The organism is Paucilactobacillus vaccinostercus DSM 20634 (assembly GCF_001436295.1).
GTDB lineage: Bacteria > Bacillota > Bacilli > Lactobacillales > Lactobacillaceae > Paucilactobacillus > Paucilactobacillus vaccinostercus.
On record NZ_AYYY01000061.1, the window covers coordinates 83293 to 108531 of the forward strand.

Here is a 25239-nt window from a genome sequence, read left to right on the forward strand (position 1 = left end):
CGTAAAATGGGCGAGGTGGGCGTATGGCACTTTTAATTGGTTTGATTCCAGCCCTTTTTTGGGGGATTTATCCAGTATGGCTGAAGCGGTTGACGGGTGGTAATTTCTTGGAGCAGGTTTTAGGAACCGGGACTGGGATTTTTCTGTCAGCCGTCGTCATCGAAGTAGTTTTTCGGTTGCCTATTTCACCTCATGATTTTTTACTATACTTCCTATCGGGATTTCTTTGGAATATTGGACAGGTTGGTCAATGCTGGAGCTTTATGCGGTTAGGTGTGAGCGCAGTTATGCCCGTTACTACGGCCTTGCAAGTGATTGGTAATTCGTTGATTGGCGCGTGGCTATTCGGAGAATGGCACGGGTGGGCAGATAATCTGATTGGTCTGGGCGGATTACTCGTAGTCATTGCCGGCGTCTTCGTTTCCAACGGTCTTGTGCAGATGAAAAAGAGTGATTTGAGCGTTTATGTCGTCTTGTTGCTCACCTCGGTGGGGTACTGGAGCTATTCGGGGTTTCCCCACTTCGTGCATTCGACCAATGGTTTGGCCGGCTTTTTCCCGCAGGCGTTAGGCATGTTTTGTGGGGGACTACTAGCCTATCTCGTGGGACACAAACGGTTGCCGGTCAGTGATCGGTGGGGGCTGCGTAATATTACGGCCGGAATCGTCTTTGCAGTCGCGTCGTCAACCTATCTGATTTCACTGCGGATGAACGGATTGGTGAGTGCGTTTGTACTCACACAACTGAACGTGGTCATCGCAACGATCGTTGGGGCAATCGTGCTTCACGAAAAAACAGGGCGACAATTAATTATTACAAGTATCGGATTAGTTGTGCTGATTGCAGGTGTTTTTATCATGGTCAGTGTTTGATTCAATGGGTTGTCACGCAGCGGTACCACTAGCACCGTATCGTTGAATGGCAGGTGAGCATCGTGTTTGGTTGGGGATGTTCACACACTATCGGGCCTCTGGATCGGGCAGTATGCTTAGGCTGCTGGTGAACGGGCACTCAGGAAACTCACTTTGCAATGACTACCTAATACCGATAGCAACTAACAGCAAAGGCAATGCAGCCGGATAACTGCATTGCCTTTTTGAGTATGTTTCACGTGAAACTAAGCCAGGTGAGAATGATGGGTAAGAATGTGTTTGCCTAATTCAATGATTCCGATGAAAATGAATAAAAAGATAAAAATGGTGAAGAGAAGGCGATTTGATCCCGTCCCCATCATGAGTTTATCAATATAGGGGCACGAAAATGTTGCGGCATTAGTGCTCATCATCATTACCGTGGTGGCATCGTTGCCGTATTTTTTAGGAACAAACGAAAGACCAATGGAGAAGATGAACGGGATAAAGAAACCAAAACTGACACCGACCACGAGGGCACCAATCATGCAGGCCAACGCACTTTGGGCGGTGGCTAATAGAAGTGCTCCCAGTAACTCGATGACGATAGCCAGCAAGAGCGTGTTTTTTTGTAATCGATGGTAGATTCGACCGTACAGGGTGCCGGCAACAATTGTGCCAAGGGACATAATGACAACGGCACTCGAACCGGTCGATAGTGAACCAAAATGATTTTCAAGAACGTAAGTTGTGATTTTCACGGTAACCGTAACATAGAAAATCATCATTATAAACAGGATGAGCCAGTAGTATGAAAAGCTGGCAACGTCTTTGGTCTGTAATCGATGCTGAGGCGTTTCTTGCTCAGTTATTTCCTGAGCAGGGGTACCATATTGAACCTCGGGAACAAACAAAAAATAAAGGACGAAAATAAGGATACTGACAAAGTAGATCAAGTAGGCCATTCGCCAGTTAGCGACCATTAATAGAACGGTAACGATGAGAGATCCTCCGGCAGCGCCGAGACCCTGAAAAGTATTTTGATACCCTAATAATTTTTCGCGTTCACGGCCGTTGTAAAAGTAACCAATGAGACTGACGCAGAGGGCGTTAAACAGGCCAATTCCCGTTCCAAGGATGATGCGTGAATAGAATAGGACGGTAATATTCGTGGCAAAAACTGCTAGAAGTGTTGAGATTGCGACAAGCGCAAGACCGGTCAAAACGATTTTGCGGGTGCCCCATTTCTTGACTAAAAAACTACTAATGATAATGAACAGTGCCATTGTAAATGAAGTTGCGGTGATGGTAGATTCGGCCACCGATTGTGAGGTGCCTGGAAAGGACTGCAGAATGCCGGGGACGGTGGCTGCAACAGCGCCGGGCGCCATGGTGAGCAACGAAAGACTAAGAATTGAGACCGCGGTTAATTGATTAGTACGAGGTGCCATATTAAAGACTCCTATTCTAAAAAAATAATATATTAATTAGTTTATACCTTGAACTGCGCTTTAAGTAAAGGTTTAGGAAAAATTTGTCCGGATAAATTTGATAAGCAATTATTTGTGATTGATCGTTTTCATCTGTGGTCGTTAGAGTTAAAAGTAAGCTATGGTATAATTCTGGTGATTTATTCTGACGAACAACGATCAGAGGGAGGATTGTATGCAGACGAACGAAGAAATTTTTGAAGCAATTCGGCGGGATCCAGATAATGCTCAGTTTACGGAGCAGGGAATTGATCCGTTATACCATTTTGAAAAGGAAGCCAGTGTTTTGATTGTCAGTCAGGCCCCTAGTCGGTCGGCACAGGCAACGAAAACATACTGGCGAGATGCATCCGGCAACCGGTTGCGAGAGTGGATGGGTGTGACAGAAGATGAGTTTTACCATTCAGGTAAAATTGCGGTGGTCCCACTAGATTTTTACTATCCGGGCAAGGGGAAGAGTGGCGATTTACCGCCACGAAAGGGATTTGCAGAAAAATGGCATCAACCACTCTTGGAGTTGATGCCCAACGTTCAGTTAACACTACTAATTGGGATGTACGCACAAAAATATTACCTACCAAATCGCAAAAAAACGCTCACCGAAACGGTTGCACACTATTCGGAGTATGCCCCCTACTTTCCGATTGTGCACCCATCACCGTTAAATTACGGTTGGATGAACCAACATCCGTGGTTTATGACGGATGTGCTACCGGATCTGCAAGCCCAAGTTCGTGCCTTGTTATAAAGTTGGCTGTCTGGTGTCCTAATATGCAATGACGAAGGTCGTAAATTGCGGTAGGATAGAACAGTTGAAACAAATCCAATTAAACTCATTACAAGGAGGTTCCCATGTACCGAGGAATTGTCTTTTTCGATCTTGATCGGACACTGCTAAATAATGAAACGCAGGTTGAACCAGAAGTGGCGTCCGCCATGACGCAGCTCCGGCAAAATCAAATTTTACCTGTCATTGCCACGGGACGGAACCTGTATGAAATCAAAGATATTTTACAGGTGACTCAAATCAATACGATTGTTTCTGGCAATGGTGCTAACGTGCACCTTGAGGGACGTGATATTTATCGGCATCCAATCGACAAGCAGGTAGTGCGACGGTTGATTGCACGAGCAGATCAACTAGATGACGCAGTATCGGTCATGAATGATCATGCTTACAGTATTAGTCGGCATAATGAAGTCGCAGTCCAAAACTATCATTACATTAATACGCCACTTCCCGCTGCGGATGCGGCTCGATTTGTGACTGAAGAGGATGTTTTGATGATGGTCATTAGTACCGTTGGTCATGATGAGGCGTACGCTTCATTTGAGCGGGAGTTTAATATTTGCCGCAATACGCCTTACAGCGTTGATGTGGTGGCTAAGGAGATTTCGAAGCAATCTGGAATTAAGCGTCTATTGCAGGAATTTGAACCAGAAGTACCAACCTATGCCTTTGGTGATGGGTTGAATGATCTTCCCATGCTTCAATTTGTTGATCATCCAGTCGCAATGGGAAATGGGCTTCCAGAAGTGAAGCAAACGGCTGAATTTGTGACGACGGATAATATTGATCATGGTATTGTAAACGGATTGCGACACTTTAACTTAATATAAATGATATGTTTCACGTGAAACATACAAAAATGGACACCCAAACTAAATTGGGTGTCCATTTTAATTACGTCAAATTTGCTTTAACGCATCGTTAAGCCAGTCGTAGTACTCTGTTTCACGGCTGACTGCATGACTAAGAATCAGGTAGTGGCCAAAGTTGGCTGGATCACCACCGTCGGGAAATTTCTTTGATAGTTGATTTTTAAGGTGAGTTAATTTTTCGGTGTGGTATTGGAGTTGTTCTTCTAACATGGTTGTCAGCCGCGGATCAGTTTGATCGTGAATAAAATATAGTTTTAAAACAAATTCGTCTTTACCGTTAGTTTGATTAATGGTTGGTTCAGCAATCCAAGCCGTCAACAGGTGTTGGCCGGCCGGCGTAATAGAGTACCGTTTGCGTTCCAACTTCTCACCGCTAACTTCCATGGTGTGCGTGAGATACTGTTTTTCTTCCAGTGTTTTAAGTTGGGGATAGATTTGACTGTGCTTAGCCGACCAAAACTCACCAATATCATTATCAAATGACTTGGTAAGCTCGTAGCCGGTCTGGGGGTGGTCATTGATCAACCCGAGGATGATGAACTGTAAAATATTTTTTTGTGCCATTTTGAAACTTCCCCCTTGACGTTTTGGTGAAATCATTATATCATAATCACGTTAACAAAAACATGTAATTAATTACATGTTCATAATTAAGGAGGAACCCAATATGGCAGATATGAATAACATGAATAAAACGTTTAAGACACTTGATGATTTTTTAGGAACTCACTTCATTTATACGTACGATAACGGCTGGGAATATGAATGGTACGCTAAGAATGATCATACGGTTGATTACCGCATTCATGGCGGCATGGTAGCTGGCCGTTGGGTAACTGACCAAAAGGCAGACATCGTTATGTTGACGGAAGGAATCTATAAAATTTCATGGACGGAACCAACCGGAACGGATGTTGCGCTAGACTTTTTGCCAAACGAAGGTAAGATGCACGGAACGATTTTCTTCCCTAAGTGGGTAGAAGAACATCCAGAAATTACGGTTACCTATCAAAATGAACATATCGACGTGATGCATGACGCGCGTGAAAAGTACGCCACCTATCCCAAGCTGGTTGTGCCAGAATTTGCGAAGATCACCTACATGGGTGAAGCTGGGCAAAACAACGATGATGTCATTAGTGAAGAACCATACGACGCAATGCCAGATGATATTCGTAATGGCAAGTACTACGATGAAAACTACAAGCGTTTGAATCGTTAATTTTTTCAATTAAAGGCCGCAATCGAAATCGGATTGCGACTTTTTTTGTGTGCTAGTTAAGATTTCTGTTTACTAAATCAGTAAACACACGTATAATGTTTATTAATTTAGTAAACATAGTGGACGGTGAGAAAATGGATTTACTAGCGATGACGTTAGCGGAATTGAAACAGGGCTGGCACGTTGAAACAGACGACTATTGCTGCAACTACTGTAACTATCGGTGTCGGCTACTGTCGGATATTCAGCAACACGTTGCTGACCAGCATCAAGGAGCAGACTTGGTTCACGATACGACCCGGTACAATACACTGACGGATAAGCAACAACGACTTTTTACACTTTTTGCGGCGGGAAAACGAGATAAGGAGATTGCAGAAGAACTACAGCTAAGTCCGTCTACTATTCGACACCAAAAATTTACGTTTCGTGAACGAGCTAAACAGGCTAAGTACTATTTGGCGACCTTTGAGAAAACTTTTTTTGCGGATAGTAGTGCAGATCGATTGCTGCCAATTCCACCGACTACTGAGATTATTGATGATCGATTCGCAATTACTGAGGCTGAGTATGCGGCGATCACAAAAAAGTATTTCAAGTTTACGACTGGTACCTTGCGGTTAAGTCAATGGCCGAATGGTGAGAAAAAGATCGTGGCAATTCTACATCGAATTATTGAAGAAGTGGCCCGCGATTATCGATATTCCGAAGCAGAAATTGACCAATTGATTCAACCAATTTACTTTGATTATGCAATTGTCAGACGGTACTTGGTTGATTACGGATTCATGGCACGGACACCAGATGGTACGCAGTATTGGCGAATTTTTTAGGAGATTACATGATGGATGCACAGCGAAAAAAAGAATTGATGCAAGCTTATAAAGTGGCTCCAACATATTATGGGGTGATTCAAATTACAAACCGACAAAACGGTAAGATTTTTATTGATACGGTTCCCAATATTAAAAATCGGTGGTTTTTTTACCAGACAAATTTGAATAAAAATTTCTATCGAAACACGCCCTTACAACGTGATTGGAATGAACTGGGAGCAGATCAGTTCTCGTTTCAAATTTTATGGAAAAAAGAAAACGATGATGTCATGAATATGCATGACGAACTGAAGCAATTAAAACGGGAATGGTTGCTAAAATTGCAACCATTCGGTGAACGTGGCTATAATAAACGACCGCTTGAAAGGAATTAAAATGGATAATTTTAAGGTGCTTGATCTCAATACCTGGAATCGACGTGATTATTTTTATTATTTCACTAAAATGATGCCAACTGCATACTCAATTACGATTGACATCGATGTTACCAATACCTATCAATATTTAAAAACCCGTCATTTAAAATTTTTCCCCAGTTATCTATATATCACAACCCGATTACTCAAGGATCAACCAGAATTTTTGATTGGCGAGCGAGATGGTCAAGTTGTGCAGTACGAGCAACTACATCCCAGTTTTAGCCTTTTTCATGCCGACGATCATAGCATTTCCAATCTATGGGTAATGTTTAGTGATCAGTATCAAACGTTTTACGATCGCTATATGGCGACAACGGATCAGTATCATGACCAACACGGCGCAATGGTGCAGTCTGATCCAGCGCCAGTTAATAGTTTTATGATCGGGACGATTCCGTGGCTTTCGTTTAACAGCTATACACCGTTACCTTTGCAGCCACTAAAGACTTACTTTCCGATTATTCAATCGGGACAGTTTAAGGAAATCGATGGTCGCAAAATGATGCCATTATCGTTTACGATCCATCATGCCGTCGCAGACGGCTATCATGTTAGTCAATATTTGAATCGATTGAAGACGGCCTTTGCGCAACCTGAGCAGTGGATCACGATAGAAGCTTAAAGAAAATTATTTCGTATTCGCGTCTAGGTGAATCATTTCCATCATTATAGTGATAAATTTCTGTGACGCATAAAATTGAAGTTACCAAGTAATCCTACCAAGCCCACGATCATTTCGTTGATTGTGGGCTTGGTTTTGCCTAGAATGGTGATATAACCAATACGGAGGCATAAAAATGAAACATATCACAGTTGGGATTGTGGCCCATGTCGATGCCGGTAAAACGACATTGTCAGAAGCGATGCTGTATCATTCGGGACAATTGCGAAAACTGGGACGAGTTGATAAGGGTGACGCCTTTCTAGATCCAGATGATTTAGAGAAGCAGCGTGGCATTACGATCTTTTCCCATCAAGCAAGCTTACAATACGATGATCTTGATCTAACCATGTTAGATACGCCGGGACACGTGGATTTTGCGGCTCAAACAGAGTCAGTCCTTAGTGTCTTAGATTATGCCATTTTAGTCATTTCCGCGACGGATGGTATTCAAGGCTATACAAGGACGATTTGGCGGCTACTAGCGCGCTATCAAGTCCCTACCATGATTTTTGTTAATAAAATGGATGCCAACGGGGCCGACGCAGCTCAAGTTATGGCCCAATTGCAAACGGAGCTTTCGGCTGGCTGCATTAGCTTTAACACCACTGAACAGGAATCGACAATTCCGGCCGCGTCGTATGAAGAAATGGCGCTACAAGATGAAACGGTGTTAGAAGCTTTCTTGGAAACTGGGACGCTGGCCGACAATGTGATTCAAGCACTGATTCGAAAGCGACAAGTATTTCCATGTTACTTTGGTTCAGCACTTAAACTCTCAGGAGTGAAGGCGTTGATGACGGGACTGGCTGATTGGACAACGGAAATGCCGACGACGGCAACGTTTGGTGCCCGCGTTTTTAAAATTTCACACGATGATAAGGGAGAACGACTTACATGGGTACGAGTGACTGGTGGGACGCTACACAATAAGGCAGTTCTGCTGGATGATCAAAAGGCCAATCAACTGCGAGTATACAATGGCGCAAAATATATTATTTCCCAGGAAATACCGACAGGTGGTGTTTGTGCAATTACCGGCCTGACGGATACATATCCGGGACAGGGAATAGGTGCTGAAACCGATGCAGCACGGCCGATGATGCAGCCAGTTTTAAACTATGCGGTAGATCCTAAGGACTATGATATTCATGCCTGCTTAGATGCACTGCGCGAATTAGAGGATGAAGACCCACAGCTACACGTTTCTTGGTCGAGTCACTTACAGGAGATTCGAGTTCAGATTATGGGAACCGTGCAGTTAGAGATTTTACAACAACGATTACGGGATCGCTTTAATCTGGAGATCGGTTTTGGGGAAGGCAGCATACTGTATAAAGAAACCATTACTGCGGCGGTCGAAGGCGTGGGACACTTTGAACCGTTACGTCATTATTCAGAAGTTCATCTATTGCTGGAGTCACAGCCAGCGAATAGCGGGGTTTCTTTCGCAACCAATTGTAGCGTCGATGTACTGGGTAAAAACTGGCAACACCAAGTTTTGGCTAGTCTAAAGGCTAAAGAGCATATTGGGGTGTTAACGGGAGCACCGATTACCGACATGAAGATGACGTTGGTGACGGGGCGATCACATATCAAACACTCCGAGGGTGGTGATTTTCGTGAGGCCACATGGCGTGCGGTTCGTCAGGGATTGATGATGCGGCGTGCCAGTGATCAGTGCCAACTGTTGGAACCCTGGTACCAGTTCCGGCTAGAAATTGGTGCCGATCAAGTTGGACGAGCCATGAATGATATTCAAAAAATGACCGGGACTTTTGAAACACCAGCTGCTGGAGCCACCAATCAGGCCATGGTGGTATTGACGGGGACGGCACCGGTGGCGGAAATGCAAGATTATGCGCAAGAAGTCCATGCTTATACGCACGGTCAAGGCCAGTTAGAATGTTTGGTCGATGGGTACCGACCCTGCCATAATGCGGCTGATGTGATTGCGGCCGCGGACTACCAGCCCGTATCCGACCTTGAAAATACACCAGATTCAGTTTTTTGTGCCCATGGCGCTGGCTATCCGGTGGCATGGGATCAAGTACCAGCGGCGGCTCATCTACCCTATGTTTATACGGCCGATCAATTGGCACATATGAATTAGGTGTAAATGTCCGCTTGTACTTCGGGTTAGGAAGCGTACCATTGATTAAGAACTTATATTTTGTCAAAGGACTTGATGATTAGTGAAAATTGAAGAAGGCTACATGCCGTTTCACGGCTTTCAGACATACTACCGGATTGTTGGTGAACCGAATCCTGATAAGGCACCTCTGTTACTGATTCATGGTGGCCCGGGATCATCACATAACTACTTTGAATTAATGGATGACTATGCTGAAACGGGTCGGCAACTGATTATGTATGATCAGGTTGGCTGCGGTAAATCGTCACTACCTGACGATCCAGTCGTTTATGTAAAGGAAACCTGGGCGAATGAATTGATTGCATTGCGTCAATATTTACACCTAGACGAGGTTCATATGCTGGGGCAGTCTTGGGGTGGAATGCTGGAAATGTATTACCTGACCGAATTTGATCCACAGGGAATCAAGAGCGTGATGATTGATGGTTCTCCGGCTTCAATCAAGCTATGGACGCAGGAACAGCATCGATTAATTTCGTATCTAAGCTACGAGGATCGAGAAGCGATCGCGGAAGCTGAGCGGACGGGTAACTTTAGTGGTCCCAAGTACTTGGCTGCTAACGACCGGTACATGGAACGGTACTGCTGGGATGATCCAGATGAAAATTCACCAGAACCATTGCGGCGGCCCACGAATGGCAAGCGGGCAAGCCTGATTGCGGAAGGGCCAAATGAATTTACTGAAAATGGAACAATTAGTGACTTTGACGTGACGGATCAATTGCACAAGATTCACGTCCCAACATTGGTCACAAGTGGGACTGATGATTTGTGTACACCACTGGTTGCGAAATCCGTATATGATCATATTCCAGGCGCTAAGTGGCACCTATTCGCTAATAGTCGGCACTTGGCGTTACTTGACCAACACGATGAGTTCATTGGCGTGCTTGATCAGTGGCTCCATGATAATGATTAAAAAAAGCCTCAGAATCGGTTGATTCTGAGGTTTTACTATTTAATGGACTGGCCTTCAATGGTGACGCAGTCGCGACCGTGATGCTTAGACTGGTATAAATAATGGTCAGCGCGTTTGAAGACGGCAGTTGAGCTACCGTCTTTACTACGAGCGACTGCCATCCCAAAGGAAGCGGTAATTCGAATAACGGTATCGTCTTGTTGAACCTGAGTATCACGAATGACCTTTTGACAGCCAAAGAGAATTTCTTCCGCCCGTATCCGTTTGGTATCTGGTAAGATGATGGCAAATTCTTCACCACCCGTTCGATAAAATTGATAGTTTAAATTTTGACTTTGAAGGTAGTGCTGGACTCTTGTCGAGATGGTTATGAGCACTTGATTACCAGCTAGGTGGCCGTATTGATCGTTAATTGATTTGAAGTGGTCAATATCTAGTGTGATGAGAACCAGGTTGGGAGATTTAGCTAACCGAGCATAATGTTCATTGAAATCGTATTGAAACATGGGCCAATTACGAGCTTGGGTGAGACCATCATACTGAACTTCATGATTTAGCTTAGCGAGTATTCGCTGATCTTTTTGTTGGTATTGATCGTAATCAAGCAATGCGAGATAGGACCAGATAAAGGCAAACAAGTTAACGCAGGTACCGCTAACTGATAATGCATGCTGGCCGGCCATGTGGTAGGCGACTGCCCAAAATAGGGTGCCAACGATAATCGGAAGTCCTAAGTAGAAAAAGGGGTGTTTTTTTAGGTAGCTTTGGTACCAGCGAATATTATAAACAATAATCATGGTTAGTAGATAGATCGGGGTCGTTATCCAGGTCATTGCACCATCTGAGATGAACATGAGGGTGCCAAAGAGTTGCACGACAATAAATCCTGCGAGGGTGGGCACAAGGATGGTACTGTACACCATAATGATAACTTGCAGGTTAATAAAGACCCAGAAAGTATCGACGGGGGCGTTGGAATGCAGGATTCGGAGCAGCAGTAATATGAGGCAAATATAAATAATTTGCGGGGTATTACGACGAACGGCGCTTAAACTTTTCTTCTCCGCCATATTTTTGCGCGTTCCCGCATCAATTTGGTTGTACACCGTCATAAAGCCTAAAGTGCTGATAATCGTTAAAAAAATATCACTCATAAAATTTATAATTATAGGAAACGCCCCCTTTGTTATCGCCAGCTAAACATGATTAGTATCAGCTAGTTTATACGTATCGTCAACCACCACGGCATCATTAATGATGAAATGCTATAAATGAGTGCACAATGAGAATGAACAGAAGTATATAAAATTAGTATTATTAATTGTCAAATCAAGTTTTAAAGCGTTATAATTTAATCTAATTCTAATAAATTAATAGACTATAAGATTGGAGGCTGGGGGCCAATAAGTTAACTAGCGAGTTTAAAATAATCTTTTTCATTACATATTAAATTAAGTTCTGCGCGTACATATTTTGTGACTGTCACAGATCACGAAAGGAATTGTGAAAAAATGACTGAATTAAAGGAAATTTTAGATGATCGCCCATATGAGTTTGGGTTTCATGATGATATTGACCCAGTTTTTACCACCAATCGGGGGCTTACCGAAGACGTGGTTCGTCAAATTTCTCGCGAAAAAGACGAGCCCGAATGGATGCTGGAGTACCGATTAGCAGCTTTTCACGTTTACGAAAAGATGCCGATGCCGTCGTACGGTCCGGACCTAGATGGACTAGACCTTGAAAACATGAAGTACTATCAAAAAATGACCGACAAAACATACGGAGACTGGGATGAGGTGCCCGATGATGTGCGGGAAACCTTTGATCGAATTGGCATTCCAGAAACCGAACGCCAATATCTGAGTGGGTCGGCCGTGCAGTACGAATCCGAAGTTGTGTATCATCATATGCGGGAAATGTTTGAAGAAAAGGGCATTATTTTTACTGACATCGATTCGGCGCTGAAGGAGTATCCAGATCTTTTCAAACAGTGGTTTGGCAAGTTGGTGAAGCCCACGAATAATAAATTTGCGGCGCTAAACGCGGCCGTGTGGTCGGGAGGAAGCTTTATCTATGTGCCTAAGGGTGTGACGCTTGATCGACCGTTGCAGTCTTATTACCGGATGAATACCGAAGGATCGGGGCAGTTCGAACGAACACTAATCATCGTCGACGAAGGGGCCCATATCGAGTATGTTGAAGGTTGTAGCGCATCGATCTATAGTCGCGATAATCTGCACGCGGCCGTGGTTGAAGTGAACGTTTTGCCCAATGCCTACTGCCGGTACACGACGATTCAAAATTGGTCGAATAACGTTTATAGTTTGGAGACTAAGCGTGCCCAAGCACTAGAAAATGGGGTTATGGAATGGGTTGATGGTAATTTTGGGTCGAAAGTCACGATGAAGTACCCATCTGTTTACCTGAACGGACAGGGGGCCCGGGGCACTATGCTGTCGATTGCCGTGGCTGGTAAGAACATTGATTCCGATACTGGGGGTCAGATGATTCATAATGCCAAGAACACGTCGTCATCGGTGGTTTCAAAATCGATTTCGAAGGATGGCGGTGCGGTGGACTATCGCGGTAAGGTCCGTTTTAATAAGGGATCGGACGGCTCGTTTGCCCACGTTGAGTGCGACACGATCATCATGGATGATCAATCGTCGAGTGATACGGTACCGTTTAACGAGATTAAGAGTGATAATGTTTCGCTGGAACATGAGGCGAAGGTTTCAAAAATTTCGGAAGAGCAACTATACTATCTGATGAGCCGGGGCATTTCGGAAGCGAAAGCCACGGAAATGATCGTCATGAGCTTCATTGAACCCTTTACGAAGGAGTTGCCAATGGAGTATGCCATCGAATTGAATCGTTTGATTGGGTATGAAATGGAAGGATCAATTGGATAAGACAACTAAAATGGACCACGCAGAGATGCGTGGTCCATTTTAGTTACTGAATTCCTAATATTAATTTAATTTCATCGTCCGTTAGTGAGCCCTTATTTTCGGTACCACTGAGAACTTGATCGACGAAATCACGTTTCTTTTCCTGTAATTTGTAAATTTGTTCTTCAATAGTCCCCTTAGTGATCAGTCGATAAACATCAACTTGATTCTTCTGTCCGATCCGGTGTGCCCGCGCCGTGGCTTGGTCTTCCACTGCGGGATTCCACCAGAGGTCGACTAAAATTACGAGGTCGGCGCCGGTTAAGTTTAGTCCCGTACCACCAGCTTTTAGCGAAATTAAGAAGATGTTTTTCTGCCCTGCATTAAAGGCATCCACCATTTGCAACCGATCCTTGGGCTTGGTATCGCCCTTTAAAACGTAAGCGGAGAGGTCGTTTTGGTGAAGATGCTGCTCGATAATATCGAGCATGCTGGTAAACTGCGAGAAAATTAGCACGTGCCGCTCACTATCGACCGCCTGCCGGAGAATTTCATCGAGTTGCTCCAGCTTACCAGAGGTTTCTTGGTAGTCGTCCATGTAGAGGGCGGGGGTGTCACAAATTTGCCGCAGGCGTGTAAGCCCCGCTAAAATTTCAATCTTGTTTTTGACAAACCCGTCGTTTGAGAGGCCGCGGACTTTAACCTGCATCTGTTTCAATTGCGCCAAATACACCGTCTTCTGTTCCTTTGTCATCTCGTTTGTGAGGTTCGTTTCAACCTTTGGTGGCAGATCGTGAAGGACGGTTTGCTTTTCACGCCGCAGGATAAATGGTTTGACCCGCACCGCAATTTCGGCGGGGGATAATTTTTTAAAGGCCTTTTTACTTTGTAAGAGTCCGGGCATCACTAAGGCAAAAATTGACCACAGTTCTTCCGCCCGATTTTCAATGGGAGTCCCAGAAAGGGCAAATGTATTTTTAGGGGTTAACTTACGAAGACTTTGGTTGGTTTTCGTACCCCCGTTTTTGACGAACTGGGCCTCGTCTAGCACCATGTAATTCAGATCCCGGTGTTCGTACAAATCGATATCACGACGAGCACTGTTATAGCTCGTAATAAGAACCTCGATCGTGGGGTCTTGAATCAGTTGCCGGCGATCTTCCTTGGTACCGTCGACGACCGCAACCCGAATGGCGGGGGCGAATTTTTTGAACTCTTCGAGCCAGTTATAAATTAGCGAAGCCGGTGAAATAATCAGGTCAACACGCTGGTCGCTAAGATGATTATTCAAGAAAGTAATCATCTGGAGCGTTTTTCCCAGTCCCATTTCGTCAGCCAAAATACCACCAAAACCGTGTGAATCAAGCATTTCAAGCCATTTTACCCCGGTAATCTGGTACGGCCGGAGCGTCGCGTTGACAGGGCGTTCATGACGGATGTCGAATGCTTCGGGATGGGCGAGATCATGGGTGAGCTTTTGAAACTGAGCGTCGAATTCCGCCGTATCATTCAGCGCAGCCTGAACGGCTAGTGCCTGGGCGGCGTGAAGGTGTACCTGACCGTGGCTAATTTGACCCTGAGCACGAATATTAGTGAGGGCTTTGCTGACTTTTTGCAGCCGATCGTCGAGTAAGACGAGTGAGCCATCAGCGCGGGTAACGTATGGCCGATTCGTATCGAGTTGGTTCAAAATCTGATCAACTTCGGTTTCATCAATCCCGGTAAACGAGAAGTTAACCGATAGCAGGCCCCCGTTTTCACTCACGTTAATTTGTGGTGTCAGCGCTGCTCCGTCTTGGAGTAACTGGTCGAGTTCGTCTGAGGTAGTTACCACCCCGTTGAGCCGGAGATTGGGTAATTCGGCAACGAAAAATTGGTAGAGTGTTTCGGGATCCGCAAAGGCTTTGCGCCAGTCCCGACCGACCTGTATGAATCCCAGAGATTCGAGGTACTGTCGGGCCTGTTGTTCTTTATCAATATTGCGTTGTTGGCTATCGAGTTGATCCGCGTCATAGCTCGGCACCAGTTTGCCATCGTAATCGTAAGCCAGCTTGAGCACGATCGTTTGATCGTCTTTATCGAGGTCAAAATGGGGCTCCATGGTGGCTTCCGCCATTTCCGCGGGGGCATTAATCCGGCCAATTTGAGCGAAATATTTGAGAAAATGATGCAGACTGCCGATTTCCAGATTCGTGAAATGGAGATGGGTATTTTCGAGTTGACTGTCATATTCATAGCCCAGAGCGCCCATTGAACTACCATGAAGTAGCAGATTGCTGATGACCCCAAATTGAAGTGCGGTTGCTTGGTAGAACTGATTGCCGACGATGATGATTCGATCGGCCGGAACAACGGTATCGTATTCTTGGCGGAACGAAAGATCAAATCCGTCATCGGTTTGGTCAACGGTGGCTTCGAAAATAGAGTTATCGGGCTTGAACGGGACGACCTGGACGTCACTAAATGAATGCTCGTCGTATAACGAACTAAATTCAAAGGTGGTTAACTTAGGAATGAGTTGCGCCAACCGTGCTAGCGTTCCCGGATTGAGAAGCAAATGTTTACGGCGCTCGTTTTCGGAGCCGTTAAATTTTTGCGGTTCGATTTCCTGACTCGCTGTCAGCGCTGAGAGAAGTTGCTGCTCCGCTTCCGGAAATACCTTGGGTGAAAGACGGAAGCGCCGTTTACCCGACGTCTGGTAGGTTTCTTCGCGGGCGTAACTCTGCAAAAATTCGGTGGCGTTTGCGACCATGTAAAACTTATGGTCGGCTTGATCGGCCACGCGCAAGCGTATAAAGAAGCGATTTTCCTGGTTTCCCCATGCCTCACCATATGCGCTAATGGTCAAGGTCACTTCGAGTTCTAGTGGCCGAAGACTCCCGCCGTCGAGGGGCTGGAAGTATTGTACTTCAGGGAGATCAAGCTGTTCTAAAAATTGAATGCCGCTTGATTTTTGTTCCCGGTGGCGAGCTATCTTAGGGGCCGCGAATCCAACGTCAGGAGTGTCATCAACCAGTTTGATGTTGGCTGGATTGGTGAAATAAGTCGGCCATGCGTCTGGGTCAGCACGGAGCCGGTTGTAGTCTTCTTTGTGTCGGTAGAGGTACTGAGCGAATTCGGGATGTGCCAAAAGTTGTTGTTCAAACTGCCGACTGGTGTCGACGTAGTCACTGGGAAATTTTTCTTGAAAGTTATCAAATAGATCGACTTCTTGAAAGAGTTTTTCGATTGGGCGGTGCTGTGATTTGAGTAGCCGGACAACTGCCGCGATGTGCTTACAGTAGCCATGATCGGGAAAATAGGGACACTCACAAAAATCGTTGTCGGCATCCACGCCAACCGTGACACCGTAAGGGCTAGTGCCGAACACGGTTGCCTCAACCGCCCGACTTTGGTTGTTAATGTAATCAATGCGGACGTTGCCCTCTTGCGCGATCTTTTTTCCCCGTGTCCACATGATGCTTGGCATAATTCTTTTCGCCATTATGATTGATTCCCCGCTTGTTAGTTAATAGGAAAAGTTTAACACATTTGGGAAGCTCAAGGGTACGGATGGGCACTAGTAATGGTGTTTCACGTGAAACATTTGCGGGTGGTGAAACACAAACGGACCGTGAGTGAGCCCACCGTCCGTTAAAATTAGTGCGTTTTATGATCTCGAATAAGAATCGCGCTGGCTGCAGCACCGATAATCATTAAGATGGCGATTGTCATTAGCGTATCTTGCATGCCGACTTTAAAGGCTGTGTAAACCACGTGTTTCACGTCACCAAAGATGGGGAGCTGTTTAAAGACGAGCGCTTGTTTATTATCAAAAATTTGGTTTCCGGCATACGCACCGGCCTTTTTGAAAAGATGTAATAGTTGGTGACCGTACTGTGCAGGAAGACCGTTAATTTTCAATAAATGGGTCGAAAGATGCTGGTTATAGCCGGCGGTTAATCGAAGCCCTAAAATGACGACCCCAAAGGAAATGCCGACCTGACGGAAAACGTTTAAAATTCCTGATGCCATTCCCGTGTCTTCGGCAGCCACCGCGCCCATGACGGCATTGGAAATGGGAGGACTGACAAGGGCGTTACTAATTCCAAGCAGAACAAAACCGATGATCAAAGCCGTCCACTTGAAGGGAACCTGAACGAGGTGATCGATAGTAAGCACTCCCGCGGCCCCGATTAGCATGGCAATGGTGATCAGCCACCGATTACCAAACTTGCCGGCGAGAATTCCTGCCACCGGTCCGACGACAAGGGCAAAGCCACTAATCCACAGCATGCGCACCCCGGTTTCAAACGCAGAATAGCCCATGTAGTTTTGCATCAAAATAATGAGGTAGGTGAAGCCTCCGTAAAGGCCGGCTCCCAGCGTAAAAGCTGCAATGTTGGCGCCGACAAATGAAAGCGACCGGAACAGTTTTAATTTCATCATTGGCTGTTGTGTGCGTGTTTCAACGATGATAAATAGGATAAGGGCCACCACGGCGAGGGCAAATAAGCTGGCGATATGCCAATTGGTCCAGTCGTACGAGGTGTGATTTTCCTTAGTAATCAGTGCAAGAATTGCGCCAAAGATCATGATGATGCTCAGCAGCATGCCCCACCAGTCGAGCTTTTCATTTTGTTGGTGCTGCGTGTCAGTGATCACGAAAATACCACAGATTACTGCTAGAGCTCCAATTGGAAGGTTAACTAGGAAGATGGAACGCCAACCAAACGCGGCGACCAGTGATCCGCCAATTAGTGGGCCGGCCGCGACGGCTAACCCGACTGCACTACTCCAGATGCCAAGGGCCGCGCCCCGTTGCTTAGCAGGGAAGGCTGCCGTCACAATGGTGAGGGAGAGTGACATCATTGCGGCGCCCCCGATCCCTTGAAAGCCCCGAAAAATATTAAGCCAAAGGCCATCTGTGGCAAGGCCACTGGCTAGAGAGCCAACCGCAAAAATCAGCAGGCCAATAATGAAAACCAATTTACGCCCCCAAATATCACCAAGCTTTGAAATTGGGAGAAGCATGACAGCGTAGACGAGGGTGTAGGCGTTGAGAACCCACTGCAGGGTGGTGAATTTGACATTCAAATCGCTTTGAATATCCGGCAGGGCGACATTGACGATGGTGATATCGAGCATCGCCATGAAGACAGCGAGACTGACAGTTCCCAGTACCCACCATTTTTTTGAAGTTGATTGCATAGGTAAGACTCCTTTGTATTCTTTAGTGCGTCCGAATGCACATATAGTCCAAGAAAAGAGCACTCATTTCCGGTTGAGGGACATCAGTGCTTTCATGTTATCGGCGGTCACCGAAAACTTATCCGCAACGAATTCGACGTTGACTTGATAGTAAACTTCGCGGCCGTCTTTGCGCCGTTCAACTGCCCCAAAGCGATGGAGCATATCGAGATGGCGAGAAATAACGGATCGATTTTGCGGAAAATTTTCGGCAATCGCGCCAATGGTCATTTCGCCATTGCTGGCCAAAAAGACGATTAAATTACTTCGAACCGGATCAAAAACAGCACGGAAAAAGGGAATATCAATTTTTTCCTCGATGAGTTTTTGACAGTCCGCTGGATTATATTGTGGTTTCATCTGCATCACCTGTGAGTATTATATGTGCTTTTACATGCATATGTCAATTTGAAATCGAAGTTATTTGCGTATTTTTGATAACCTATATTGAAAAATATCTAAATAGGTTTGCCGTCACGATCAATAGCATGCTATAATCTATTTAGAAAATATTCTAAATAGGAGGGGTAACCGTATGGCAATGGGAACGACGCTCAAGGCAATTGCAGATCCGGTGCGACGACGAATTTTGGAACTATTGAAGACGCGGAGTTATTCGGCGGGGGAGCTTGCGACACAGTTTGATCTCAAGCAGGCGACCGTTTCCTACCATTTAAAACTCCTGAAGGAAGCCGGACTGATCACGGAACGGCACGAGAAAAATTTTATTTACTACGATTTAAATACGAGTGTGTTTGAAGAGGTACTCGGTTGGATTTATAGCTTAGGAGGGCATGACGATGAGAGCAAATAAATGGCGTGTACTAACCATCACCAGTGTGATTATTTTAGCTCCTATTTTGTACGGGCTCAGTCTGTATGATGAGTTACCTGCCAGAATGGCGATTCATTTTAATATCAATAATCAACCCGACCAGTGGGCGGCCAAGCCGTTTGTCCTGTTTGGGCTCCCGATTTTACTGCTTGCGTTGCAATGGATTTGCGTTCTCATTACGGCTGCTAAAACCAAAACGCAGCCCCCGGCCCCACGATTGGAACGCGTCGTTTATAGTATCGTCCCCGTGATCAGCGTGGTGGTGTACATCGTGACGATTCAGTTTAGTCTCGGTGCAGTAACCGATATTCGGCGCATTATCTTGTTACTGATTGGGCTGGTGTTTATTGCCCTTGGGAATTATTTTCCAACGGTTCCAGTGGAAAGTCAGTGGTATGTTAGTCATCCCCATCCCCGGATCAACGATCGTGATCTCTGGCGCAAAATGAGCCGCCAACTCGGATACGCCTTTGTGGTTGGTGGTATTTTAATGATTGTGACCCTCTTTTTTGCGCCACTAGTTTCGGCCATTTGTCTGGTGCTCGTGATTGGCTGGATTTTGGGTCTTTCCTTATATAGTTGGTACAAGAGTCGCCGAATTTCGTCGTAATTATTAAACGGACGTCCCCGATATTATGGGGGCGTCCGTTTTTTGTAAACACAATTAGTTACAGTTGTGTTGATATATCGCCCACAGTCTGGTTAAAAAATTGTGCAATGTGGGTGAAGGAGGCACTTATCCGTTGTTGCTGAGTTGCTGTGAGGGGGTGCCAGGGGAAAAGGGTGAAATTAATCTTGCGACCCTTAAACTGAAATTTCCAGGTACCAGCAACTTGCCCGTTGATAATCATGATGGGGTTGAGAATGCCATTCAGGGTCCATAAATCAGACTGGTGCTCGGGCGTTACGAGCCACTGTTTGTCCACGTAGCCGGTCATGGTGGTATCATAACCACTTGTTAGGAGCAGTTGATCCGTACTTTGATCGACCAACTCGGCGAGGTGGGTGGCTGAGACTGGTTCGGTCATGTAGAGGCGATATCCGTGGTAGTCAATGGGCACCCACTGCGATTTCAACCGCTCCCAGACAGGGCGTACGAGGGCGGCGCGAATGCCGGCCCATTTGACAAAATCGGCCATTTCAACGGGACCAAATCCGGCGACGTAGCGCGGAATCAGTTGTTCAAGTGCGGCAGTGGGTGATAGCCCGCTTGGCGTAGCCGCGTGAATGACATACTTCGTGGTGCTGGAAGCCGGATCAAAGTAGGCACCGCCCCGATTCGTAATCGTTTGTAAGATGGCGTAGCGGAGCTGATTGGCTAGTGGTTCCTTGGTAGCATCGTCTAAAAAGGCGTTAACCTCCGCTTTGGTGAGCAGTGTCTGTTGCGAAAGGTAGGCTTGGAGATCCGTGGCTAGGTCAAGAATCAACTGTTTTTGTCCAAGGTAGTAGGCAGTCGGTAGCTGTTCGTGTGACCGTGCGGCAATAACCATTTCCCAGTCCGTGTAGGTCAAGAGTTGGTGGGTCCAACGTTGCGCCCAGCTCCGGACAACGGGTTGGCGTTGGTAAGTCTGTTGTAAATCGGCCACGGTGGCGTGCAGGGTACGCAAGGCGATGCCAACCTCTGTTTGACGTGGTTGTTGCGCCTGCATTCCGATCGTTGTGGTTAGGAGTTGGGCGATGTGATCGGTCGGCTGAAACTTGCCTTGATGATCTAGGCGTAGTAAGAAGAGTTCAGATGGTGTCATGGAGGTGTCCTTTCGGGAGAATTAGTGCTCATAGTATAGCACGGCCGTTGATGGTGACGGGGACGATCATAGATAAAAATTGAGCCAACTGATCCATTCGAGTGGGAGTTCTGGTACACTTGATCTAATTGACAATCAAAGGGGGGAGCACTATGAGACTGAGTCGGAGACAGCGACTCGCGATTGTGGGTGGCATTCTGGGCGTTGTGTTACTGGGACTGCTAGTATGGCACTACATTCCGGCGTTACGCTTAATTGGAAGCGAACAGTTTAGCCGTCGGCATTTTATTCAACTATTTCGCGGTCGGGGGTGGGTCGCTGTGGTGCCCATTACGCTGCTAGTGACAGTGGTCACCATGATTCCCGGCGCACCCAGTTCGGTGGTCGCGATTCTCAGCGGCGTGTGTCTCGGAGCCCCCTTGGGATTTGCGGCCAATGTGGTCGGCATTAGTCTCGGCAATTCCATTGGTTCCCGCTTCATTCACCGCCTTGAAGATTTACGGAAGAAGCAAAAACAATCCCGTATTTTGGACGATCTACTGAAAATGCGACACCCGCGGATTGGCGTCATGCTGGGCTATGCCGTCCCGTTTATTCCCAATGTATTGGTGCACTTTGCGGCTGGCAAACTCCAGATTGAACGGCGCTCGTGGGAGTTGCTCATTTTGATTGGGAGTGTTCCGACGGCCTTCTTCTACGCGTTTGGCGGGGATGCGGTTTTGCACCTGAAGCTCAGCCGTATCATTATCGCGGCCGTTGTGATTGGTGCTTCTGCCGGTCTTATCTGGCTTATCCACCGCGATCGAAAAATAACAACGCAATAGACTCATCAGTTAGCTAGTTCAATGAGCTAATTGGTGAGCTTTTTTATGGTTTACGTTGACTTTGACGGCGAAGTTGCGTATATTATGGGCATACAAATGAACGACTGCTCATATGTGCAAAAATGAATGTAAGGGGGTTCATAAAATGAGAAAATACGCACCACTTTGGCTATACTTTGTTGGCCTCGGGCTGTTTTTAATCGCCTTGCTGTTGCCGACATCGCTAAACCTGGTTCAGATCATTTTAATGGTTTTGACAACTTTCGTGGCCGGTTACCATGTGGCTTGGGAAGGCATCGAAGAAACCATTGAATGTACCAAGCAACGTCATCGCGTGACCCTCAATATTCACGTCTTGATGTTTGCGGCGGCCCTCGGTGCCATGGTAATTGGGAGTTTCACGGAAGCGGCCCTTTTGATCTTGATTTTTGCGGGTGCTCATTTTTTGGAGGAGTACGCGGAGAACAAGAGTCGCAAGGAAATTACATCGTTACTCAAGATGGCCCCTGTTGAGGCCCGTCGGTTTAACGCACAGGGTGAAATTGAAGTCGTTGGTGTTAGTCAGCTTGAAATTGGGGATCGACTCCAAATTCTGAATGGCGCTCAGGTACCGACGGACGGAACGATTAGTCAGGGAATTGCCAGTATTGATGAATCATCAATCAACGGAGAAAGTATTCCCCGTGAAAAACAGGTGGGGGACCCAGTCTTTGGTAGTACGATTAACGGTAATTCCACGTTTGAGATGACCGTAACGAAGACCAGCGACGAGACGGTATTTGCGAAGATTATCACGATGGTGGAAGCCGCGCAGGCCTCGCCAACGAAGACGGCCACGATGATCCAAAAGTTTGAACCGATTTACGTTAATATTGTGATTGCTTTACTGCCGGTTGTCTTGCTAGCCGGTCCGTATCTGTTGCACTGGAGCTGGACGACCAGCTTTTATCGAATGATCGTCTTCCTCGTTTCCGCTTCACCATGCGCGTTGGCAGCTAGTGCTGTTCCTGCCACGTTGTCGGGAATTTCGAACCTAGCTCGTAACGGCGTCCTTTTCAAGGGTGGTGCCTTCCTATCAAATCTGGCACAACTCAAGGCGATCGCGTTTGATAAGACGGGCACACTCACGCAGGGAACGCCGGCCGTGACCGATCATTATTTCAGTGACACGGTCGACCAGCTTGCATTAACGCAGGTTATCGTAGCAATGGAACAGCAAAGTAACCATCCGCTGGCTGAAGCGATTGTGACCGGATTCAGTGAAGTGACCGAGCTCCCAACACTGACGTCGGAAAATGAGGTTGGCCGTGGGTTAACGGCACACTTTGAAGGGCACACCTATGTGATTGGAAAGCCGGGGCGGTTTACTGACGTGGCACCGGAATTTCTCAGTCGGTTTGAAACGCTTGGAAAGCAAGGGAAGACGGTGGTGTTTGTCGCGGTAGATGATCAAGTGGTCGGGTTAATCGCGATGATGGATCTGCCAAAAGAAAGTGCCAAGGAGGCGATTGCCTACTTCAACCGCCACCAAGTAGAAACGGTGATGATTACCGGCGACGCCCAGCATACGGGTGAGGCGGTGGCGCAAACACTGTCGATTAAGCGAGCGATTACTAATGTGTTACCCGAACAAAAGGTTGATGTCATTCAACAGATGCGTCAGACGGCCCAGCCGATCGCAATGGTCGGCGATGGAGTCAACGATGCGCCTGCCTTAGCAACGGCCGATGTCGGGATCGCGATGGGTTCGGGAACTGACGTGGCGATTGATGTTGCAGACGTGGTCCTTGTTGAAAATGATCTTTCGCGACTCACGTACGCTCACCGACTTTCGAACAAGATGAACCGAATCGTCATTGAAAACATTGTCATTGCAATGTCGATTGTTGCGTTATTGATAGTACTCAACGTCTTGCAGATTACGGACATTGCTTGGGGCGTTGCGGTGCACGAAGGGAGTACCCTGGTTGTTATTTTAAATGGGCTGCGGCTCCTGCTGGTCCGGCGAAAATAATTTTTCCAAATGAGACGAAGTTTGGTAAACTATGGCTAGTGCAAATGAGGAGAACGGCCTAATGAACGATGATAACCAAAAAAAGAATACAGAAATTGAAATTCCTGACGATACGGAATTACAAACGATTCTCAATGTTTTCAAAACGATGAGTGATCCTACCCGCATGAAAATTATTTTAACCATTGCTAAAAAACCGATCACAGTCACCGAGATTGCCAAAGCATTATCGCTGGAGCAATCAACGGTATCGCACCAATTACGGCAACTTAAACAAGAGCGACTGGTCATTGGTGATCGATCTGGTAAACAAATCTTTTACCGGTTGGCTGATGATCATGTTTTACAAATCTACGCGCTCACGAAAATCCATATTGAAGAAAAACACGCACTAGGGCATTAGTGTTTCACGTGAAACAAAAAAATCCCGGCAGACTAACTGAGTTAGTCCGTCGGGATTTTTGATTACAGCTTACCAGAGATATTCAACGGGATTTTTAATATATTTATCGTAAACGTCACGCACGATGGCCATTTGATCATCGGTGAGCGCTGGTAATTCAGCAGCAGACGTGTTGCGCTCGATTTGTGAAGCCTTGCTGGCTCCCGGAATCACAGCGCTCACGGCATCATACATTAAGATGTAACGTAGTGCGATGCCGGCCAGATTGTCAGTGTGCAAGCGTTCTTTGAGTTCCTGAGCGGCGGTAACACCGGTATGGTAGTCAACGCCGGAGAAAGTTTCACCCTTGTCAAAGGCGGCACCATCCCGGTTGAAGTTTCGGTGGTCGTCTTTTTCGAAGTGGGTGTCGTCGGTAAATTTACCGGTTAAGAGGCCGCTAGCAAGCGGTACCCGAGCTAAAATTCCGACATTGTTTTTCTTTGCGAGGTCGAAGAAGAGGTTGGCGGGACGAAGACGGAACATGTTGAAGATGATTTCAACAGATGAAATGTCGTAGTCCATGGCTTTGATAGCTTCTTCCACGCGTTCCACGCTCACACCATAGTTGAGAATTTTGCCTTCTTTTTTCAAGTCATCGAGGGCTTGGAATGTTTCGGGCGCATAGTAGGTCATGATGGGTGGGCAGTGTAGCAATACTTGATCGAGACTATCGAGTCCCATGTTCGTTAAGCTTTCTTCAACATACCGCCGTAAAAATTTGGGACTGAAATGTTCTGCCGAAAGCGGCATTTCTTTGCGTCCAATTTTCGTGGTGAAGTGGACGTCGGGATGCTTTTTAACGAAGGCGCCCACGGTTTTTTCACTGTGACCGTCTTGGTAACCGTCGGCGGTATCAAAAAAGTTAACGCCATGATCGTAGGCGGCTTCGAGGGTTTCCTCGGCGTCTTTAGGATCAAATGGGGCGCCCCATTTGCCTCCAAGTTGCCAAGTGCCAAGTGAGACTTCACTGATCTTAAATCCGGTTTTTCCTAATTGACGAAATTCCATTATAAAAACTCCTTTATGGTAATTTGACTGGTT

Annotated in this window: 23 protein-coding genes; 15 read left to right on the forward strand and 8 right to left on the reverse strand. The window is 46.3% G+C overall.

Annotated elements, in window-relative coordinates; genetic code table 11:
- Positions 1-23 precede the first annotated feature (23 nt).
- On the forward strand, positions 24-872 hold the full coding sequence (locus tag FC26_RS09285) for a GRP family sugar transporter (RefSeq protein ID WP_057779919.1): 849 nt from the start codon (positions 24-26) through the stop codon (positions 870-872).
- Positions 873-1117: 245 nt separating this feature from the next.
- Here the strand turns inward: FC26_RS09285 and FC26_RS09290 are convergent, their stop codons facing one another.
- On the reverse strand, positions 1118-2302 hold the full coding sequence (locus tag FC26_RS09290) for an MFS transporter (protein ID WP_057779920.1): 1185 nt from the start codon (positions 2300-2302) through the stop codon (positions 1118-1120).
- Positions 2303-2516: 214 nt separating this feature from the next.
- Between FC26_RS09290 and FC26_RS09295 the strand changes: the two genes are divergently transcribed.
- Together FC26_RS09295 and FC26_RS09300 are read left to right on the forward strand one after the other, a co-directional pair.
- Complete coding sequence (locus FC26_RS09295; RefSeq protein WP_057779923.1) at positions 2517-3089, forward strand: uracil-DNA glycosylase family protein; 573 nt, start codon at positions 2517-2519, stop codon at positions 3087-3089.
- Positions 3090-3193: 104 nt separating this feature from the next.
- Positions 3194-3961: a Cof-type HAD-IIB family hydrolase gene (locus FC26_RS09300; RefSeq protein WP_057779924.1), complete on the forward strand. Its 768-nt coding sequence runs from the start codon at positions 3194-3196 to the stop codon at positions 3959-3961.
- Between the two features lie 69 nt (positions 3962-4030).
- Here FC26_RS09300 and FC26_RS09305 read toward each other — a convergent pair whose 3' ends face one another.
- Positions 4031-4567, reverse strand: coding sequence for a PadR family transcriptional regulator (locus tag FC26_RS09305; RefSeq protein WP_057779925.1), 537 nt, complete (start codon positions 4565-4567; stop codon positions 4031-4033).
- 121 nt (positions 4568-4688) lie between these two features.
- On the opposite strand from FC26_RS09305, the gene FC26_RS09310 reads away from it, so the two are divergent.
- The 6 genes from FC26_RS09310 to pepI all read left to right on the forward strand — a co-directional run bounded on the left by FC26_RS09310 (position 4689) and on the right by pepI (position 10215).
- Entirely contained in the window at positions 4689-5225 is a 537-nt protein-coding gene (locus FC26_RS09310) for a phenolic acid decarboxylase (protein WP_057780314.1), read from the forward strand.
- 134 nt (positions 5226-5359) lie between these two features.
- A complete protein-coding gene (locus FC26_RS09315; RefSeq protein WP_057779927.1) occupies positions 5360-6058 on the forward strand; it encodes a DUF2087 domain-containing protein in 699 nt (232 codons plus the stop codon).
- 11 nt (positions 6059-6069) lie between these two features.
- Positions 6070-6435: a GIY-YIG nuclease family protein gene (locus FC26_RS09320; protein ID WP_057779929.1), complete on the forward strand. Its 366-nt coding sequence runs from the start codon at positions 6070-6072 to the stop codon at positions 6433-6435.
- A gap of 1 nt (position 6436) precedes the next feature.
- Positions 6437-7102 (forward strand): CatA-like O-acetyltransferase, encoded by a 666-nt coding sequence (locus FC26_RS09325; RefSeq protein ID WP_057779931.1) that lies wholly within the window; start codon positions 6437-6439, stop codon positions 7100-7102.
- A 175-nt stretch (positions 7103-7277) separates the two neighbouring features.
- The gene (locus FC26_RS09330; RefSeq protein WP_057779933.1) at positions 7278-9254 is read left to right on the forward strand and encodes an elongation factor G; all 1977 of its coding nucleotides are present in this window, start codon (positions 7278-7280) and stop codon (positions 9252-9254) included.
- An 82-nt stretch (positions 9255-9336) separates the two neighbouring features.
- Complete coding sequence (gene pepI, locus FC26_RS09335; RefSeq protein WP_057779936.1) at positions 9337-10215, forward strand: proline iminopeptidase; 879 nt, start codon at positions 9337-9339, stop codon at positions 10213-10215.
- 35 nt (positions 10216-10250) lie between these two features.
- Here the strand turns inward: pepI and FC26_RS09340 are convergent, their stop codons facing one another.
- On the reverse strand, positions 10251-11369 hold the full coding sequence (locus tag FC26_RS09340) for a GGDEF domain-containing protein (protein ID WP_057779938.1): 1119 nt from the start codon (positions 11367-11369) through the stop codon (positions 10251-10253).
- A 357-nt stretch (positions 11370-11726) separates the two neighbouring features.
- Here FC26_RS09340 and sufB point away from each other — a divergent pair, with 357 nt between their 5' ends.
- Positions 11727-13130, forward strand: a complete 1404-nt coding sequence (sufB, locus tag FC26_RS09345) for a Fe-S cluster assembly protein SufB (RefSeq protein WP_057779940.1) — start codon at positions 11727-11729, stop codon at positions 13128-13130.
- A 43-nt stretch (positions 13131-13173) separates the two neighbouring features.
- On the opposite strand, the gene FC26_RS09350 is transcribed toward sufB, so the two are convergent.
- The 3 genes from FC26_RS09350 to FC26_RS09360 all read right to left on the reverse strand — a co-directional run bounded on the left by FC26_RS09350 (position 13174) and on the right by FC26_RS09360 (position 18698).
- Positions 13174-16593, reverse strand: coding sequence for a DEAD/DEAH box helicase (locus FC26_RS09350; protein WP_057779942.1), 3420 nt, complete (start codon positions 16591-16593; stop codon positions 13174-13176).
- A 155-nt stretch (positions 16594-16748) separates the two neighbouring features.
- Positions 16749-18299: an MFS transporter gene (locus tag FC26_RS09355; RefSeq protein ID WP_057779945.1), complete on the reverse strand. Its 1551-nt coding sequence runs from the start codon at positions 18297-18299 to the stop codon at positions 16749-16751.
- A gap of 63 nt (positions 18300-18362) precedes the next feature.
- Positions 18363-18698: an ArsR/SmtB family transcription factor gene (locus tag FC26_RS09360; RefSeq protein ID WP_057779947.1), complete on the reverse strand. Its 336-nt coding sequence runs from the start codon at positions 18696-18698 to the stop codon at positions 18363-18365.
- 175 nt (positions 18699-18873) lie between these two features.
- Between FC26_RS09360 and FC26_RS09365 the strand changes: the two genes are divergently transcribed.
- Both FC26_RS09365 and FC26_RS09370 read left to right on the forward strand, forming a co-directional pair.
- Positions 18874-19152 (forward strand): autorepressor SdpR family transcription factor, encoded by a 279-nt coding sequence (locus FC26_RS09365; protein WP_057779949.1) that lies wholly within the window; start codon positions 18874-18876, stop codon positions 19150-19152.
- Positions 19139-19783 carry a DUF1648 domain-containing protein gene (locus FC26_RS09370; RefSeq protein WP_057779951.1) on the forward strand — a complete coding sequence of 215 codons (645 nt, stop codon included), beginning with the start codon at positions 19139-19141 and terminating at the stop codon, positions 19781-19783. Before FC26_RS09365 ends, FC26_RS09370 begins: the two co-directional genes overlap by 14 nt.
- Positions 19784-19841: 58 nt before the next feature.
- Here FC26_RS09370 and FC26_RS09375 read toward each other — a convergent pair whose 3' ends face one another.
- Positions 19842-20918 (reverse strand): DNA glycosylase AlkZ-like family protein, encoded by a 1077-nt coding sequence (locus FC26_RS09375; RefSeq protein WP_057779956.1) that lies wholly within the window; start codon positions 20916-20918, stop codon positions 19842-19844.
- Between the two features lie 152 nt (positions 20919-21070).
- Between FC26_RS09375 and FC26_RS09380 the strand changes: the two genes are divergently transcribed.
- From FC26_RS09380 to FC26_RS09390, 3 genes are all read left to right on the forward strand, one after another.
- Positions 21071-21742: a TVP38/TMEM64 family protein gene (locus FC26_RS09380; RefSeq protein WP_057779959.1), complete on the forward strand. Its 672-nt coding sequence runs from the start codon at positions 21071-21073 to the stop codon at positions 21740-21742.
- A 145-nt stretch (positions 21743-21887) separates the two neighbouring features.
- Complete coding sequence (locus FC26_RS09385) at positions 21888-23756, forward strand: heavy metal translocating P-type ATPase (RefSeq protein ID WP_057779960.1); 1869 nt, start codon at positions 21888-21890, stop codon at positions 23754-23756.
- Between the two features lie 61 nt (positions 23757-23817).
- Entirely contained in the window at positions 23818-24159 is a 342-nt protein-coding gene (locus tag FC26_RS09390) for an ArsR/SmtB family transcription factor (RefSeq protein ID WP_057779964.1), read from the forward strand.
- Positions 24160-24228: 69 nt separating this feature from the next.
- Here FC26_RS09390 and FC26_RS09395 read toward each other — a convergent pair whose 3' ends face one another.
- The gene (locus FC26_RS09395) at positions 24229-25206 is read right to left on the reverse strand and encodes an aldo/keto reductase (protein ID WP_083483811.1); all 978 of its coding nucleotides are present in this window, start codon (positions 25204-25206) and stop codon (positions 24229-24231) included.
- Positions 25207-25239 lie beyond the last annotated feature (33 nt).